Origin of the sequence: Candidatus Pelagibacter sp. HIMB1709 (assembly GCF_052047635.1) — a bacterium.
Classification (GTDB): Bacteria; Pseudomonadota; Alphaproteobacteria; order Pelagibacterales; family Pelagibacteraceae; genus Pelagibacter.
In genome coordinates, this window is sequence record NZ_JBNAJW010000001.1 from 431,064 (window position 1) to 447,483 (window position 16,420).

The window sequence follows — 16,420 nt, forward strand, 5'->3', positions numbered from 1 at the left end:
ATGAAAAATATTGGTTTTATTGGTGTTGGTTATATGGGTTATGGAATTGCTAAAAACATCATTAAGCACAAAAATAATCTTTTTGTAATTGCTAACAAAAATCGCAAACCTATTGAAAGGATAGTAAGTGAGGGAGCTGAAGAAGTTAAGTCATTCGAAGATTTTGCGTCTAAAAATTTAGATGCTTTATTTATGTGTGTTACCAACACACCTATTGCAAAATCTATTTCAGAAAAATTATCAAATATCTTAAGTGATAAAACAATTGTAATTGATATTACCACTCACAATAAAACTGGCTCTATTGAAACTGAGGAAATTTTTAAATCAAATAATATTAACTACGTTGAATGCCCAGTAATGGGGGGACCTGTTCAAGCAGAACAAGGTGTTTTAGGCGGTATTGTCGGAGCATCAGATGAGAATTTTAAAATAGCAGAGCCTTATTTTAATATATTTTGTAAAGATTATTTTCATTTTGGTCCAGTAGGTATGGGTGCAAAATCAAAACTTTTAAATAACTTTTTATCTTTAGGAAATGGAGCATTAGTAAATCATTTAGCAAAATGTGCTACTGGATTAGGATTAGATCTAAAAAAAGTATTTGATGTTGCAAAGCTGGGATCTGGAAACTCTGCAGCTCTGAACAGAGTTTTTGATAATTTGCTTAAAGGTGATTACACAGGATTTAAATTTACTGCAAGTAACTCTGTCAAAGATTTAACTTACATTCAGGATCTTTTAAAAGATTTTCCTGAAGCTGAAAAAGTTGCTGAACTAAATAAAAATTATTTTCAAAAAGCTGTTGATGATGGTTATGGAGAAAATTTTATTAGTGAATTAATAAATAAAAAGTAATTGAAGTAAACTAAATAAGATATCGGGAATCTACTAAAGCAGTAGGTTGTATTCAACATATTTATTTGCATAAAATGTAAATAAATTTATTGAAAATAGTTTTAATATAATTAACTTTTTAGATGAAGGAGGTTTATGTTAAAATTACTACCACCTGATACTTAGCTGAAGATCTTTAGATATCAAAAAACTTAAAAGTAATAAAATCCGTTTGGATTTAATGCCAAAGAGGCTATAAAAAGGGAGCTCTTTAGGTATCAACTAAAGAGCGAACCCTTAAAAAAAATCAATTTTTAGACTTCAATATTTCAAGCGGAAGTGGTGCTTCTGGATATTTTTTATCACACAACTTCTCATAAATTTCACAAAAGTTAAAAATTGTTTTTACAACTTCATTTTCGTCTCTTGAGTTCAATTTTGTAATTAGTTTATCTCGATCTTTTTCTAACTCTTTAATTTGTTCGCCTGAAAAAAATTCTCCAGTTTCTATTTCCCAGTAAGTATCCTCTAATTCTACTTCACTTAATTCATTTAATTTTTTTTGTAACATTATAATTGTTTCATCATCTGTTTCTGTGTTTCTCATAGGTGAATTTTTTAATTTACCTAAACATTTGTCTTTCAAACCATCGATAAAATGGTCGTAAGGTTTTCCTAAACTTAAATCTTTAAAATGATTGCTAACAAAATATTTTTTTATTGCCAATTCTGTGGAAATTTTTTCTTTACCTTTAATTATTGCAACTTGAACATATATTTCTTGAGAAACGTATTCCTCTATATGATCTGTTACAGTTACTGGAATCATTGTCTATTTTTAAGACTAAAGTCTATTGTGGTGCTCTATATTTTGAGTGACATGCCTTACAGTTTGCCCACATCAATTTTCCTAGAGTTCCTCTAATGTCATCTGCATCTTCTATAATAGAAGTAAGTTTAATCATATCATCAGCAGATTTTTGCATTAATGCGTTAAAAGCATCTTTTTCTTCCCAAATTATAGGTAGTGCTTCTGTTTTAAATCCTTCTTTAGAATTTTCTGGAAATAGATCTAATAAAGTAATGTAATTTTCATTCATTTCTTTCATTAGTTCTATCGCTTCGTCAAAATCTCCATTTGAGGAAAAAGACTGAACCCTCTTAGCGGTGCTATAATTCTTACTAAATAGTGCTTTTCTACCTTTTATAATATCTTCTACTGACAACTCTGCATTAGCTAAAGAGCCAGAAAACATCATTATAAAAAACAATATTGTTGTACCAAAGATCTTCTTTGTATGTTTTAATATGATATGCATGTTAAGAACACCTTAACAGAATATGGAATAATATCAAAGTTATTGCACTGGCTGAGCGCAATTTTAATTTTAATTCAAATTCCTCTTGGATTTTATTTAGTTGATTTAGATTTTGGAGAAGAAAGAATAACTATTGAATATATTCATGTGTTGGTTGGGCTTGGAATATTTTATGTTGTAATTTTTAGATTACTAAATAATTTAATTAATCCTGTACCAAAATTAGGTCCTGCCACTTTTTTAGGACAGAGGTTTATTGCTAAACTAAATCATTTGTTTTTATACATAGCTATCTTATCAATAAGTATATCTGGAATATTAAAAAAACTATTTAATGGTGAGTCCTTAGTGATTTTTTTTAAAAAAATTAAAATAGAAGATAATTTTGAACTTGCTGATCAATTTTACAATATTCATATCTTATCAAACTATGCTATGATAGGTCTAGTTGCTCTACATATAAGTGCAGTTATAATTCACAAATTATTCTTTAAAGAAAATTTATTAAAGAAAATATTGTAAATAATTCCTGATACATATGGAAAAATCTTCTATTGGATATATTTTAAAATTATCTATTCCAATTTTTTTTGCTAATTTAGCTATTCCACTAGTAGCTATAATTGATACTTCTTTAATGGGGAACTTGGGTAATGTTTCTTATTTATCTGCAACTTCTGTTGCTGCAAATTTATTTTCAATGATTTTTTGGAGTTTTGGGTTTTTAAGAATGGGAACTGTTGGTATGGTCTCACAAGCAAATGGAGCTAAAAATTATAAGGAAATTTTAAATATTATATTAAGAAATTTGTTATTTGTAATTATACTTTCTATTGTCTTATTTTTTGCTCAAAATTTAATTCTTAAGATAAGTCTACAAATATTTGATCTAAATTCACAAACTACTACTTTTTATAAGGAATATTTTAAAATTAGAATTTATTCAGCTCCAGGTGAACTTACTCTTTATATTATAACGGGTCTCTTTGTTGGATTACAAAAAACAAAAATTTCAAGTTTTGCAGTAGGATTTTTCTCAATATTAAATATTATACTGAGTATAATTCTCGTAACTCAATACAATTTAAATATTAAAGGTGTTGCATATGGAACTCTTTTTTCTGGGATAATTACGTCTACTGTATTTTTAATTTATACTTTTTTTTATTTAAATAAGCTTACTAAGATTAATTTTCAAATAAGAGAGATAGTCGATTTAAATAAATTAAAAAATATTTTTAATATAAATTTTAATATTTTTATTCGAACTATTTTGCTAACTTTTTCCTTTTTATGGTTTACGTACCTTGGATCAAAAATTGGAGAAGAGTATATCGCTGCAAACGCAATATTAATTAATCTTGTTTTTCTATCTGCATTTATTTTAGATGCTTATGCATTTTCAACTGAGGGAATTATTGGTTATTCTTTGGGAAAGAAAGATAAAAATTTATTCAGTACTATTGTTAAAAATTCTTTTATTTTAAGTTCAGTTACAGGATTAGGTATTTCTATTGTGTATTATTTTGTTCACAAGAATGTGATTTATATGATGTCTGATATTGATCAAATAAGATCTTTAAGTTTAGATTATTCAATTTGGATGATTATCTTGCCTTTTTTTGCATCTTTTTGTTATCAATTTGACGGTATTTTCATTGGAGCCTCTCAAACAAAAGAAATTAGAAATGCTATGTTTTTCTCTGTTTCTTTATATTTATTAATTTCATTAGTTCTCACAAATTACATTTCAAATGATGGGGTTTGGATATCGCTAACTATATTTATGATCTTGAGAGCGTTGTCTTTATATTATTATTTAAACAAGATTTATTTAAGGTTTAATGGCAACTAATACCAAATTTCTTTAATCTCCAATAATTATAAGGCCATGGAGTTAAAAAACCCACTGTTAGCATTATTGGTACCACCCACCATGTTAACATAGCGCCACCAGTTAAAAGATAATCTGTCAAATTCATTGCAATTTCCATGCTAACCATTGAGATAAAACTCATTCCTAAGGCAGTTTTTAAAGCATCTTTAAATTTAAAATTTTGTTTGATTAAAATTATAGTTTCTAAAATAATACTTGTAATTAAACCATTAATAATTGCTAAAGTCATAATAGCTAAAACTGGCCATGGAATACCTGTTATTTGAAAATATAAAATAGTTCCAAAGTCTCCAATTGCACAACCTAACAAGCACCATGCGGTGTTCTTAGCACTTCTTTTCCAAGTGTGATTACAAGACCAATTAAATGATATAGTTTTTTCCAACTTTAAATTTTAATTTATAGCTACCTTAGCTATCATACCGACATCATAATGACCCGGTACATTGCAGGCAATTTCTATATTGGAAGCATTTTCAAATTTCCATATCAAATCTTTACTACCTTTAGGTTCCAATAAAACACTATTGGCATGACTATGTGCCATTGATTTGTCCATCTTTGACATTTTTTTCATTTTATTTTTATCAATGCTGTCAGCTAATAAAATTTCCATTTCAACCATTTTTTGCATTTCAGATTGATGTTGAATATGCATCTTCGGGTTTGCAATATTAAATTCATGAACTAGTTCACCAACATTTTCTACTTCGAACTTTATAGTTTCACCTGACTGAACTTGAAAGGAACTTGGTTCAAAATAATTATCATACATCAATACTTTGATAACTCTTGTAACATCCTCTTGTTTACCTTTTTTACCTATCATCATACTCTTATCAGCAAAAGCAGTTGAGATTAATAGAATTGTAGAAATTGTAGTAATAAATAAGTTTTTAATCATGTATTAAATTTAGGTAATTTATATAAAAATTCAATATGTTAATTCAGTTTTAATTGGTATTCGTAATTTTCTTTTGACCAAAAAGATTTGATATAAGCCAAAACACTATCAATTTCTTTATCAGACAATTTGTCGCCAAAGCCCATCATTTTTCCTTCATAATTTTTAACTAATTTTGCAAGTCCATATTTTATAATAGCATGCAGTGTTTTGTCATCATGGTGCCAGGTGTGACCTGTACCATTTAAAGGTGGAGCTTTTCTGTGACCATCTTCGTCTACCCCTTTCCAATTCTTTGCTCCTGATAAATTAATCATATGACATGAAGCACAATTCTGTTCAAATAATAATTTACCTCTTTTAATCATCATTTTAGAATCTGTAGTAATCGGAAAATGATTATTTGCAAAAGTAGTATTTGATAAAAATAATAGAACTATAAAAATTTTAAAAATATTTATAAATTTTATCATTCTGATTAAATTAATTAATATTAAGTCCATGTTTTTTCCATTTTTCTAAACCACCAATTAAGTGAAAGCAGTTACCAAAATTATATGATTTAGAAATCTGAACTGCTAATGTAGATCTGTGTCCGTGAGCACAGTAAAAAAGAATTTTTTTATCTTTTAAACTATTTTTATTTTTTTCTATATAATCATGCATAGAGGGAAAAGGAACTATAGTGCTGTTATCTATTTTGCCTTCTTTATCTATTTCGTTTTGCTCTCTTAAATCTATTAAAACTGTGTTTACTTCTTTTTTAATCTTGTTAAATTCCTCTGGCTCAATTCCATTATTAACTTTTTGACGATTTAAATCAATGCCCAATTTAAGATTACTAGGAACTGCAACATCCATCATTTTAGGATCTGGTAAATTTAAATTGTTCATAATATCCACGTACTCCTCAACTGATTTTACCTGTAACCTTGGATTAAATTGTCTTTCTTCTATGATGGTACTTACCATTTCTCCTTTATAATCATGTGCTGGATAAACTAGAGTTTGATCAGGTAGTTTTAATAATTTGTTAAATATTGAATTATATGAGTCTTTAGGATCACCGTTTTGAAAATCTGTTCTACCAGTACCTCTAATTAATAATGTGTCTCCTGTAAAAACTCTATCACCCATCAAAAAACTAAAGCTCTCAGAAGTATGACCAGGAGTGTATAAAGCTTGTAGATCAATTCCATCTATTTTAATTATCTCTTCATCAGATACTCTCATTGCAACTACATCGGCAGGAGTTTTATTGCCCATAACAGTTACACAATTAGTTTTATCTCTTAGTTCAGCAATTCCAGAAATATGATCTGCATGAATATGGGTATCTATCACCTTTACTAATTTTAAATCTAATTGATTTAACAAATTGATATACTGATCTACTTTTTCTAGGACTGGGTCAATTATTAAAGCTTCACGTCCCCTTCCAGATGCAATTAAATAAGTATAAGTGCTAGAAACACTATCGAATATTTGTCTAAAAATCATTTTAGATAAATATCAAAAACCAATAGGAAATTAAACCAGACAAAATAGTTGCGATTATATTTCTTGAAAAATAACCAACAATTACAGCAACAATTGCAGCAAATATTTTAGGATCATCCATCTCAATGAATTTGCCATAATCATTTATAAAAATTCCTGGAAATATTATTGCAGGAAATACTGCTGATGGAACATAAGCTAACACAGCTTTTATTTTATCTCCCAACATATCTCTACTCACTAGAGCTACCATCGTCATTCTAGTAAAGTAAGTTAATATTCCTGCAACAATAATTGATAACCAAGTCATTTTATTTTTTTAATCTCAATATTAAAGCTGCAACAAACAAGGCAAGTATAGGTGAAATAATTATATAAGATCTAAATGGAGCATCATAAAATAATAATGAACTCAATCCACATACAATCATTACAATTAAGTGATCAATTTTTTTTAAATCTTGTATTACAATAGCTATAAACGTAAGTGGTATTGCAAATTTTAATCCAAGTTCTTCTGGAACAAATGAACCTAAAATTATTCCTGATAATGTAGAAATTTGCCAACAAACCCACATTGTACAACCTGTGCCAATCAAATGATAATGTAAGTATTGCTCTGATTTATTTTTTTTAAAAAATTTATTAGATTCTGCAAAACCTTGATCGACAATAATATAAGAAATTAATAATTTTTTTATTAATGATAGTTTTTCTAAGTACTCTGATAAGACCGCACCATATAAAAGATGTCTTGAATTAATAACTCCTACAGATGTTGCTGCTATCAATCCAGATGCACCACCTGATAATAATTGTAAAAAAACAATTTGTGATGCACCACCAAAAATAATAATAGACATCGCATAAACTAATAGAGGATCAAAACCCAATTCAACACCAATAGCCCCACAAATTATTCCAAATGGTATTACTGACAACATATGAGGAGAAATATCCAGCATACCTCTAGTAAATAATTGTTTTTTTGTGAGCATTTAATTGGGTTCTATTAAAAACAAACTATGTGATCAATATTTATCGGTCGTTTAATTCCAAATTTTTCATCAATTTCATGTTGATGAACGTGATGAGAATGAACAAAAACAGGAATTAATAAATCACTACTAGTTTTTAGAGTATATATAAAATTTGTTCCTCTAAACTTTCTATCTACCACTTCTAATTTCAAATTGCTTTTATCATCATGTTCTAAATCTTCTGGCTGTAACAATAACTGTACTTTAGATCCTTTTGGATAATGTTTTGTAAAATTACCTTTGATTGTACCTAAATCATCATTTTCTAAAGTATTTTCATCTGTAACTTTTGCTGGAATTAATATTCCTCTGTTTAAAAAATTAACTACATCTACAGAATTTGGGAAGTGATAAACATTATAAGGATCATCAAATTGTTTAAGTTCTCCGTCTAAAATAATTCCACATTTGTTACCTAAATAGAATGCTTCATAAGAGTCGTGGGTAACAATTATTGTCGTAATTTTTAAGTCTTTTAAGATTTGCTTTAACTTTACTTGTATTTCCTCTTTGAAACTTTGATCTATATTAGACAAAGGTTCATCTAACAGTAACAAATCAGGATTTGATAACAAAGATCTAGCTAAAGAAGCTCTTTGAGCTTCTCCAGAACTAATTTCATGAGGATATTTTTCTAAGATTTTTTCTAAATGAAGAAATTTCACTATTTCTTTAAAATTTAAACCTTTCTTCTTTTTTTTATTTCTCTCAGCTCCAAAATTAATATTTTCCAAAACATTGTAATGAGGAAATAGAGAGTTATCTTGAAAAGCTAAAGATATATTTCTATCCTCGGGTTCAACATGGCTTTCTTTAGATGAAATAATTTTATTTTTTAAAATAATTTTACCAGACTGAATTTTTTCAAGGCCAGCTATTGTTCTTAAAATTGTAGTTTTTCCAATACCAGAAGGGCCTAGCAAACAAACTATATCTCCTTCATTTTCAATATTAAATGAAACATTGGTTACTTTATTTTTAGAGCTTGCAGCAAAAGTAACATTCTCAATTTCTAAAAAGTTATTTCTCATTTTATTTATCTTTAAACATATACTTAGATGTAATTAAAATAAAAATACTTGCAATCATAATAAGTATTAATGAAGGTGCAGCGGCAGCCTCCAGTAAATCTTGTGAAGCAAATATATAGGCCTGGGTGGCAAATGTTTCAAAATTAAAAGGACGCATAATTAATGTAATTGGCAATTCTTTGATTATTTCGATTGATAACAATATAGCAATTAATAGTACTGAGTTTTTAAGATAAGGAATATGAATATTTAAAAAAGTTTTTAATTTTGAGTAACCTAAAAGATATGCACTTTCATCAATTGAGTAATTAATTTTTAAATATCCAGATTTAATACCGTTGTTAGCCAAAGAATAAAATCTTACAAAATAAACAACTACTAAACCAAGTATAGATCCAATAAAAATTTGTTTTAAATTAAAAAAATAAAATACATTTTCATCAAACCAAGAAATAAAAGTGATGAAGGCTACAGCTAATATTATTCCTGGTATCGCGTAACCAGTAATTGAAAAAGTTGTTAAAATATTTAAAAATTTATTTTTACTAATTCTATTTCCATAATTTGATACAAAAGATAAAAAAATTAAAAGAAAACCTGATAAGAAAACTAATATCAATGTGTTTGATAATAATTCAATAATATTTAAATCTATAAAATGTTTTGGAAACTTAATTGTCCAATAAAGCATTTGCAAAACTGGGAATATAAAGCTTGCAAAAAATACAAATGAACAAAAAATTATTGCTATTAAAGATTTATAACCACTTAATTGCTTCAAAGTCTTGGTCTTGAAATTTCCTTTAGCAGGTGAATGGTACCGTGCCTTTTTTCTAGATAAGTTTTCTAAAAAAAATAATCCAAATATAAAAATTAGAAGAAAAAAAGATATTCTATTTGCTAAAGCCAAATCATCAAAAGATATCCACGCATCATAAATTCCAGTGGTTAAAGTCGATATTCCAAAAAAAGATACTGCACCAAAATCTGATAAAGTCTCCATAGCAACTAAAGATAAACCCGCGATAATTGCGGGTCTCGCTGAAGGTAAAATAATATTAAAAAATGTTTTTTTTGTTGAAAAACCAAGGTTTTTACCAAGTTCTAGCAAATTTTGAGATTGATAATGAAATGAGGTTCTTGTTAACACATAAACATAACCAAATAGTGAAAATGAAATTGAAATTATAGCTCCTAGCATTCCATCAAATTTAGGTAAAACAGTATTGTAATTTCCATCACCGAATAAGCTTTTCATAATTGAAAAAGCTGTTCCATAGTTTTCAAAAAAAGCAGTTAGTGAATATGCATAGATATAGGCTGGAACTGCAAAAGATAAAATTAAAACCCATTTAAAAAAATTAACTCCAGGAAATTTATAAAATGAAACTAAATAAGCAGATCCTACACCAATTACAAAAGTTGTAATTAAAACTCCAATTACAAGAATTATTGAATTTGAAATATACTCATACAAAAATGTATTTTTTACAATTGATAAATACTCACCTGTTGGTTCAAAAAAACTACTAAATACAGTTACAATTGGTATTGCAACTATAATAGAAATGAGCAAAGAGCTCAAAAACCAAATATTAATTTTATTACCCATTTTAACGAAGTACTAATGGTTTAAAGTAGGGTAATAAACTTTATACCAAAAGTACTTAGTGTTAACCTCTTTTATTTCCAACCAGACATCAACATTACCTCTAACGCATCAGCCTGATTTTTTTTATAGTCTCCAACTTTTGTTTTTAAATCCTGTTTAAAATTTTCACCCATTTTTTTTATAAGAGGGTGTGGTTCAACACCTTCTATCATTGGGTATTCAAATGTATTGTTTACTATATGTTGTTGTGCTTCTTTTGTTAAAAAAAACTCTAGTAATTTTTTTGCATTTTCAGGATTAGGAGAATTTTTTAAAATACCTCCACCACTTATATTCATATGTGTCCCTCTATCATTTTGATTTGGGAAATAAGGTAAGACTTTCTGAGCAGCTTCTTTTTGATCTTCTCCTTTTTGACCAGATAACATCAAAGCATAGTAGTAAGTGTTGGCTATAGCTAAATCAGCTTCACCAGCAGCAACAGCTAAAATTTGAGCTCTATCATTTCCTTTAGGATTTCTTGCAAAATTTGAAACTAGTTTTTTTGCCCATTCTAAAGTTTGTTCTTTACCATTATTTTTAATTAATGATGCAACAAGAGATTGATTGTAAATATTATTAGATTTTCTAATTACAATTTTCCCTTTCCATTTTGAATCTGACAAACTTTCATAAGTTATCCCTTTTAAATCTTCTGAACTTACTCTTTCTGGTGAATAATAAATAATTCTTGCTCTTTTAGCGATACCTGTCCAATTATCAGATCTAAAGTTTGATGGTACAGAAGCTTCTATAAGTGTCGTCATAGAGTTCTGAAACATACCTTTTGCATCAAATGAACCTAATCTTCCAGCATCTGCTGTTATATATAAATCAGCTTTGGAGTCTTTTCCTTCTTCAGTAATTCTTTTTTGCAAAGCTTTGTCTTTACCAGAAACTACGTTAACTTTTATACCTGTTTTGTTAGTAAACTTTTCATACAGCTGAATGTCAGAGTCGTAATGTCTTGCACTAAAAACATTTACTTCACCTGCCATACTCATTTTGGTAAAGAAAAATAAAATTAATGCTAATAATGTTATATTTTTCATTCGTATCCTTTTCTTTACCCTAGTTTATTTGCGAATGAGAATTATTCTCAATGCGAATGATTATCAATCGCATATATTGACGCATATATCAATACTTTATTTAAAATTGCTAAATATAGAGAATTTTTATTTCCAGTCGCCGATTTTGCTAAATAAGAAATTTCTAAACGCTTGAACTCTAGCTGTATTCTTTAAAGATTGGGGATAAACAAAATGTGCCTCAGTTATTGGACCTTCGACTTTTGGAAGTACTTTAATTACATTGTTTGAATTTGTAACTAAATATTCAGGAAGTGCTGCTAATCCTACCCCTGACTCTACTGCTAACAATAATCCCATTACACTATTTACCTTCATAATCGATTTTCTTTTTTTACCATCATGCATTCCAATTTTTAGTGCCCAATCTGGATTATAAACTGGAGAAGGTGCTCCTTTTCCAAATGAAATAAATTTATGTTTATTTAAATCATTTATTGTCTTCGGCATTCCATTTTTTTCTAAGTACTTATTTGATCCATAAATATAATATTTAATATCAACTAGCTTTTTTTGAATATAATTAAGCTGTTTTGGCCTTCTCATGAAAATTCCAATATCAGCCTGTCTTGTACTTAAATCTAATTCTTTATCATCAAAGACTAATTCAATCTCAATCTCTGGATTAAGTCTCATAAATTCTTGAATTCTAGGCGTTAACCAGTGAGTACCAAAACTTCTTACTGTTGTTATAGTTAATTTTCCTGTTGGTTTATTCTTCTGATCACCTAGAGATGTTTCGACTTCTTTTAACTTGCTTATTACTTCATGTGCAGTTTTAAAAACATATTCACCGTTTTCTGTAAGTGTTAATCCTCTTGCATGTCTTTCAAATAGTTGTACTTTCAAATCTTGTTCTAGGGACTGTATCTGTCTACTGATTGCAGATTGGCTAAGGTTTAAATTTACAGTAGCATTTGTAAAACTTCCAGCTTCTGCAACTGCATGAAAAATTTTTAATTTATCCCAATCCATTATTTATTTACATCCACTAATACTCTTCCAGAAATTTCACCTTTTAAAATTTTAGGATAGGTTTCAATTAACTCCTCTAAACCTACTGTTAAAACTGATTTTTCAAGCAATTCAAAATCAATTAATTTTGAAGCTTCACCCCACATAAATTCTCTTCTTTTTATACTGCAATTTGCAGAATCCATTCCCCAAACCTTAATACCTCGTAACATAAAAGGAAGTAAATTGGTGTTAAGTTCATTACTATTTGCATTTCCACATACAGCTATAATTCCATTAGGCTTTGTTTGTGCAATTGCGTTTGCTAAAATTTTTCCTCCAACGGTATCTACTACTCCATCCCATAAACCTTTATCTATTGGTCTTGGGTCTTTATCAAATTCAGCTCTATTTATAATGTTTTTTGCACCTAAAGATTTTAAATAATCTGACTTACTTTCTTTTCCAGATACTGCAGTTACATTGTAACCTAATTTTGTTAAAGCCATTATTGCAACACTGCCAACTCCTCCAGTCGCCCCTGTTACCAAAACATCATTAACTTTTTCTCCAAGCAAAATACTTTCTCTTGCTTGAATTGCAAAAGCACTCATTAAAGAAGTTAAGCCTGCTGTCCCTAGAATCATTGCCTGCTTGCTGCTTAAGTTATCAGGTTTTTTTACTAGGAAATCTGCATTGACTTTTGCTATCTGAGAATAACCACCAAAAAATACTTCTCCGACTCTAAAACCAGTTAGTATTACTTCGTCACCTGATTTAAATTTTGAATTTTTACTTTCTATTACTTTTCCTGAAAAATCTATTCCTGGTATGTGCGGATACTCTTTTACTAGTCTTCCACCATTCTTTAGAATCATTCCATCTTTAAAATTTAAATCTGAATATTCTACCTGAACAGTTACATCTCCATGTTTTAAAAAACTTCTATCTAAAGATTTTACTTCTTTAGAAAAATTTTCACCTTCTTGATTAAGAACTATTGCTTTGAATTGATCAGACACTTTAATCTTTTAGCGTAGTGCTAATAAATCGTAAATATCTATTTTGAAAACTTAAATCTTCTTTAAATTGACCTAAATAATAATTTGTTACTGTAGTTGCTTGTTCTTTTTTAATACCTCGCATAGTCATACACTGATGGGTTGAATCTATTGTTACGGCAACTCCTTTGGCATCTAATGATTCCATTAATGTGTTAGCAATTTGCATTGTAAGTCGTTCTTGAGTTTGAAGTCTTTTAGAAAATACTTCAACTACTCTTGCAAGTTTACTTAAACCTACAACTCTTTCTTTAGGAATATATGCAACATGAGCTTTTCCAATAATTGGAGCCATGTGGTGTTCGCAGTGACTTTGAACAGAAATATTTTTCTGCACAACCATATCATCGTATCCTTCCACATCGCCAAAAGTTTTATCCAAAATTTTATTTGGATCCTCTTTGTATCCTTTAAAATATTCTTTGAATGCTTTAACTACTCTTTTCGGAGTTTCTAAAAGACCTTCTCTATTTGGGTCTTCTCCCATCCATGTTAAAATTGTCTTAAAAGCTTCTTCTGCATCTTTGTCAGAAACTTGTTTATTTTCAATTGGTTTATCGTCGGTGTCTTTTACTAATTTCATAGCGCCTTTTTATACAGTAAATGCTTTATTTTAAAAATATTTATTATATCTATATATGTGCTACATAATCACCCTTTATGTTCAAAAAAAGAGAAAATATCTACGATATTGAAGAAGGAAATCTTCTTTCACCAAAATTTGATAATGATGGTTTAATTCCTGTCATTACAATGTGTTCTAAAACCAAAGATATTTTAATGCATGGGTATATGAATGTTGAAGCATTAAAAAAAACAATTGAAACTAAAGAAGCTCACTACTTTAGTAGATCTAGAAAAGCAATCTGGCACAAAGGTAAAACAAGTGGCTTTACTCAAAAAGTAACTGAGATCAGAATTGATGATGATCAAGACTCTATTTGGTTAACAGTTGATATAGGAGATGGTGCTAGTTGTCATGTTGGATACAGATCTTGCTTTTACAGATCTATTCCTATGGGACCAATTGATAATGGACGTAAAGTAGAAATGGAATTTCTTGAAAAAGAAAAAAAATTTGATCCTGAAGAAGTTTATAAAGGACAACCAAATCCTACAAAAATCTAAATGAATGAAAAACAGAAAAATGTTCTAGGTGAGGATCTAGAAGAATGTTCTAATGATCCATTAACAGGTTGGTTTAGAGACGGGTGCTGTAATACAGATGAAAATGACCACGGTGTACATACTGTGTGTGCAAAAGTTACTACTGAATTTTTAGAATGGTTAAAGGAAGCGGGAAATGATTTAATTACTCCTCATCCTGAATTTGGATTTCCTGGATTAAAAGATGGAGACGGATGGTGTGTATGTGCAAGTTGGTATGCAAGAGCAGTTGAGGCTGGAAAAGGATGTCCTGTATTTTTAAAAAGAACTCATAAAAATACTTTAAAACATTTACCTATTGAAACTCTAAAAAAATTTGCGATAGATTTATCTTAATCTACATATTTCCATATCTTGGTCCACCACCGCCTTCAGGAGTTACCCAAGTTATGTTTTGAGAAGGTTCTTTAATATCACAAGTTTTACAGTGAATGCAATTTTGTGAATTAATTACAAATTTGTTAATATCATTTTCTTTTTGAACTTCATAAACTCCAGCAGGACAATATCTTTGTGCAGGTTCATCAAATTTTTCCAGAGTATAATTAATTGGTAAAGCAGGATCTTTAAGTTGCAAATGCACTGGCTGATTATCAGCATGATTAGTTCCTGTAAGATATACTGAGCTAGTTTTATCGAAAGTTATAACATTATCATATTTTGGATAATCTATTTTAGGCATTTGATTTGCAGGTTTTAATGTTTCATGATCAGCATGTTTATGTTTAAGAGTAAAAGGAAGTTTTCCTCTAAATAAAATTTGATCAATACCTGTAAAGATTATCCCTAAAATTAGCCCCCAACTAAAGCTAGGTTTTACATTTCGGGCTTCATATAATTCTTTAAATAACCAGCTATTTTTAAATTTATTTTCATAAATAGATAATTCTTTATTTTCTTTTAAGTGTTCATGAATAGTTTCAGCTGCAATCATTCCACTTTTCATTGCAGTATGAGAGCCTTTAATTTTAGGCATATTTAATGTACCAGCATCACAACCTACTAATAATGCGCCAGGCATAAACATTCTAGGTAAACTTTGAAATCCTCCTTCAATCAATGCTCTTGCACCATAAGAAATTCTTTTTCCTCCCTCTATTATTTTTTTTATCGCTGGATGAGTTTTAAATCTTTGAAATTCATCATAAGGAGATAAATGTGGATTTTTATAATCCAAACCAATTACATAGCCTAAAAATACTTGTTTATTTTCAGCGTGATACATAAAGCTTCCACCATAAGTATTGTTATCAAGTGGCCACCCAGCTGTATGCATAACTAGTCCTTCTTCATGATTTTTTTCTTCTATTTCCCAAATTTCTTTAAAACCAATTCCATATTGTTGAGGATCTTTTCCTTTACTCAGTTCAAATTTTTGAATTAATTGTTTTCCTAAATGACCTCTGCAACCTTCAGCAAAAACTGTAACTTTTCCTAAAAGCTCAATACCTGGTTCAAAACTATCTTTTTTGTTACCCTCTTTGTCTATACCCATATCTTGAGTAGCTACTCCCTTAACAGAACCATCATCATTATATAAAATTTCACTTGCTGGAAAACCTGGAAAAATTTCTACACCCAAAGCTTCTGCTTGCTCAGCTAACCATCTGCATAAATTAGCTAAACTAATAATATAATTTTTATGATTTTGCTGAACTGCTGGTAGCAGCCAAGTTGGCCAACTTAAAGATTTAGTTTTTCCTAAAAATAAAAATTTTTCTTTAGTAACTTTTGTTTTTATGGGTGAATTTAATTCTCTCCAATTAGGTAACAGTTCATCTAGCGCTCTTGTTTCAAAAACATTTCCACTTAAAATGTGAGCTCCAATTTCTGAAGCTTTTTCTAACAAACAAACATTTAAGTTTGGATCTAATTGTTTTAATTTAATAGCAGTTGATAATCCCGATGGCCCTCCACCTATGATTACAACATCATATTCCATCGATTCTCTAGACATACTCTAGTTTT

Annotated in this window: 20 protein-coding genes; 5 read left to right on the forward strand and 15 right to left on the reverse strand. The window is 28.9% G+C overall.

Going from position 1 to position 16,420, the window contains the following annotated elements:
* The gene (locus ACTTAR_RS02440) at positions 1–858 is read left to right on the forward strand and encodes an NAD(P)-dependent oxidoreductase (RefSeq protein WP_440680507.1); all 858 of its coding nucleotides are present in this window, start codon (positions 1–3) and stop codon (positions 856–858) included.
* Between the two features lie 286 nt (positions 859–1,144).
* Here ACTTAR_RS02440 and ACTTAR_RS02445 read toward each other — a convergent pair whose 3' ends face one another.
* Together ACTTAR_RS02445 and ACTTAR_RS02450 are read right to left on the reverse strand one after the other, a co-directional pair.
* The gene (locus ACTTAR_RS02445; RefSeq protein WP_440680508.1) at positions 1,145–1,666 is read right to left on the reverse strand and encodes a hypothetical protein; all 522 of its coding nucleotides are present in this window, start codon (positions 1,664–1,666) and stop codon (positions 1,145–1,147) included.
* Positions 1,667–1,688: 22 nt separating this feature from the next.
* Positions 1,689–2,156, reverse strand: coding sequence for a cytochrome c (locus tag ACTTAR_RS02450; protein WP_440680509.1), 468 nt, complete (start codon positions 2,154–2,156; stop codon positions 1,689–1,691).
* Here ACTTAR_RS02450 and ACTTAR_RS02455 point away from each other — a divergent pair.
* On the forward strand, positions 2,151–2,678 hold the full coding sequence (locus ACTTAR_RS02455; RefSeq protein ID WP_440680510.1) for a cytochrome b: 528 nt from the start codon (positions 2,151–2,153) through the stop codon (positions 2,676–2,678). The genes ACTTAR_RS02450 and ACTTAR_RS02455 overlap by 6 nt on opposite strands.
* A 16-nt stretch (positions 2,679–2,694) precedes the next feature.
* Positions 2,695–4,011, forward strand: coding sequence for an MATE family efflux transporter (locus tag ACTTAR_RS02460; protein ID WP_440680511.1), 1,317 nt, complete (start codon positions 2,695–2,697; stop codon positions 4,009–4,011).
* On the opposite strand, the gene ACTTAR_RS02465 is transcribed toward ACTTAR_RS02460, so the two are convergent.
* The 12 genes from ACTTAR_RS02465 to folE form a co-directional block, all read right to left on the reverse strand.
* Positions 3,998–4,426, reverse strand: coding sequence for a DUF4396 domain-containing protein (locus tag ACTTAR_RS02465; RefSeq protein WP_440680623.1), 429 nt, complete (start codon positions 4,424–4,426; stop codon positions 3,998–4,000). The genes ACTTAR_RS02460 and ACTTAR_RS02465 overlap by 14 nt on opposite strands.
* A 21-nt stretch (positions 4,427–4,447) precedes the next feature.
* Entirely contained in the window at positions 4,448–4,957 is a 510-nt protein-coding gene (locus tag ACTTAR_RS02470) for a cupredoxin domain-containing protein (RefSeq protein WP_440680512.1), read from the reverse strand.
* Positions 4,958–4,995: 38 nt separating this feature from the next.
* The gene (locus tag ACTTAR_RS02475) at positions 4,996–5,460 is read right to left on the reverse strand and encodes a c-type cytochrome (protein ID WP_440697620.1); all 465 of its coding nucleotides are present in this window, start codon (positions 5,458–5,460) and stop codon (positions 4,996–4,998) included.
* On the reverse strand, positions 5,441–6,457 hold the full coding sequence (locus ACTTAR_RS02480) for an MBL fold metallo-hydrolase (protein ID WP_440697621.1): 1,017 nt from the start codon (positions 6,455–6,457) through the stop codon (positions 5,441–5,443). Before ACTTAR_RS02480 ends, ACTTAR_RS02475 begins: the two co-directional genes overlap by 20 nt.
* Before the next feature lies 1 nt (position 6,458).
* Positions 6,459–6,767, reverse strand: a complete 309-nt coding sequence (locus ACTTAR_RS02485; RefSeq protein ID WP_440697622.1) for an AzlD domain-containing protein — start codon at positions 6,765–6,767, stop codon at positions 6,459–6,461.
* 1 nt (position 6,768) lies between these two features.
* The gene (locus tag ACTTAR_RS02490) at positions 6,769–7,455 is read right to left on the reverse strand and encodes an AzlC family ABC transporter permease (protein WP_440697623.1); all 687 of its coding nucleotides are present in this window, start codon (positions 7,453–7,455) and stop codon (positions 6,769–6,771) included.
* Positions 7,456–7,469: 14 nt separating this feature from the next.
* The gene (locus ACTTAR_RS02495) at positions 7,470–8,528 is read right to left on the reverse strand and encodes an ABC transporter ATP-binding protein (RefSeq protein ID WP_440618220.1); all 1,059 of its coding nucleotides are present in this window, start codon (positions 8,526–8,528) and stop codon (positions 7,470–7,472) included.
* Between the two features lies 1 nt (position 8,529).
* Positions 8,530–10,140 carry an ABC transporter permease gene (locus tag ACTTAR_RS02500; protein ID WP_440697624.1) on the reverse strand — a complete coding sequence of 537 codons (1,611 nt, stop codon included), beginning with the start codon at positions 10,138–10,140 and terminating at the stop codon, positions 8,530–8,532.
* Between the two features lie 71 nt (positions 10,141–10,211).
* Positions 10,212–11,231 (reverse strand): extracellular solute-binding protein, encoded by a 1,020-nt coding sequence (locus ACTTAR_RS02505; protein WP_440697625.1) that lies wholly within the window; start codon positions 11,229–11,231, stop codon positions 10,212–10,214.
* Positions 11,232–11,357: 126 nt separating this feature from the next.
* Positions 11,358–12,245: a LysR family transcriptional regulator gene (locus tag ACTTAR_RS02510; protein ID WP_075506134.1), complete on the reverse strand. Its 888-nt coding sequence runs from the start codon at positions 12,243–12,245 to the stop codon at positions 11,358–11,360.
* On the reverse strand, positions 12,245–13,246 hold the full coding sequence (locus ACTTAR_RS02515; protein ID WP_440697626.1) for an MDR family oxidoreductase: 1,002 nt from the start codon (positions 13,244–13,246) through the stop codon (positions 12,245–12,247). The genes ACTTAR_RS02510 and ACTTAR_RS02515 overlap by 1 nt, the downstream gene beginning before the upstream one ends.
* Before the next feature lies 1 nt (position 13,247).
* Positions 13,248–13,868, reverse strand: a complete 621-nt coding sequence (gene folE / locus ACTTAR_RS02520) for a GTP cyclohydrolase I FolE (RefSeq protein ID WP_440680521.1) — start codon at positions 13,866–13,868, stop codon at positions 13,248–13,250.
* Positions 13,869–13,945: 77 nt separating this feature from the next.
* Between folE and hisI the strand changes: the two genes are divergently transcribed.
* Both hisI and ACTTAR_RS02530 read left to right on the forward strand, forming a co-directional pair.
* On the forward strand, positions 13,946–14,413 hold the full coding sequence (hisI, locus tag ACTTAR_RS02525; RefSeq protein WP_075506137.1) for a phosphoribosyl-AMP cyclohydrolase: 468 nt from the start codon (positions 13,946–13,948) through the stop codon (positions 14,411–14,413).
* Positions 14,414–14,788, forward strand: coding sequence for a DUF2237 family protein (locus ACTTAR_RS02530; protein ID WP_440680522.1), 375 nt, complete (start codon positions 14,414–14,416; stop codon positions 14,786–14,788).
* Between the two features lies 1 nt (position 14,789).
* Here ACTTAR_RS02530 and ACTTAR_RS02535 read toward each other — a convergent pair whose 3' ends face one another.
* Positions 14,790–16,409 carry an electron transfer flavoprotein-ubiquinone oxidoreductase gene (locus ACTTAR_RS02535; RefSeq protein WP_440680523.1) on the reverse strand — a complete coding sequence of 540 codons (1,620 nt, stop codon included), beginning with the start codon at positions 16,407–16,409 and terminating at the stop codon, positions 14,790–14,792.
* Between the last annotated feature and the right edge of the window lie 11 nt (positions 16,410–16,420).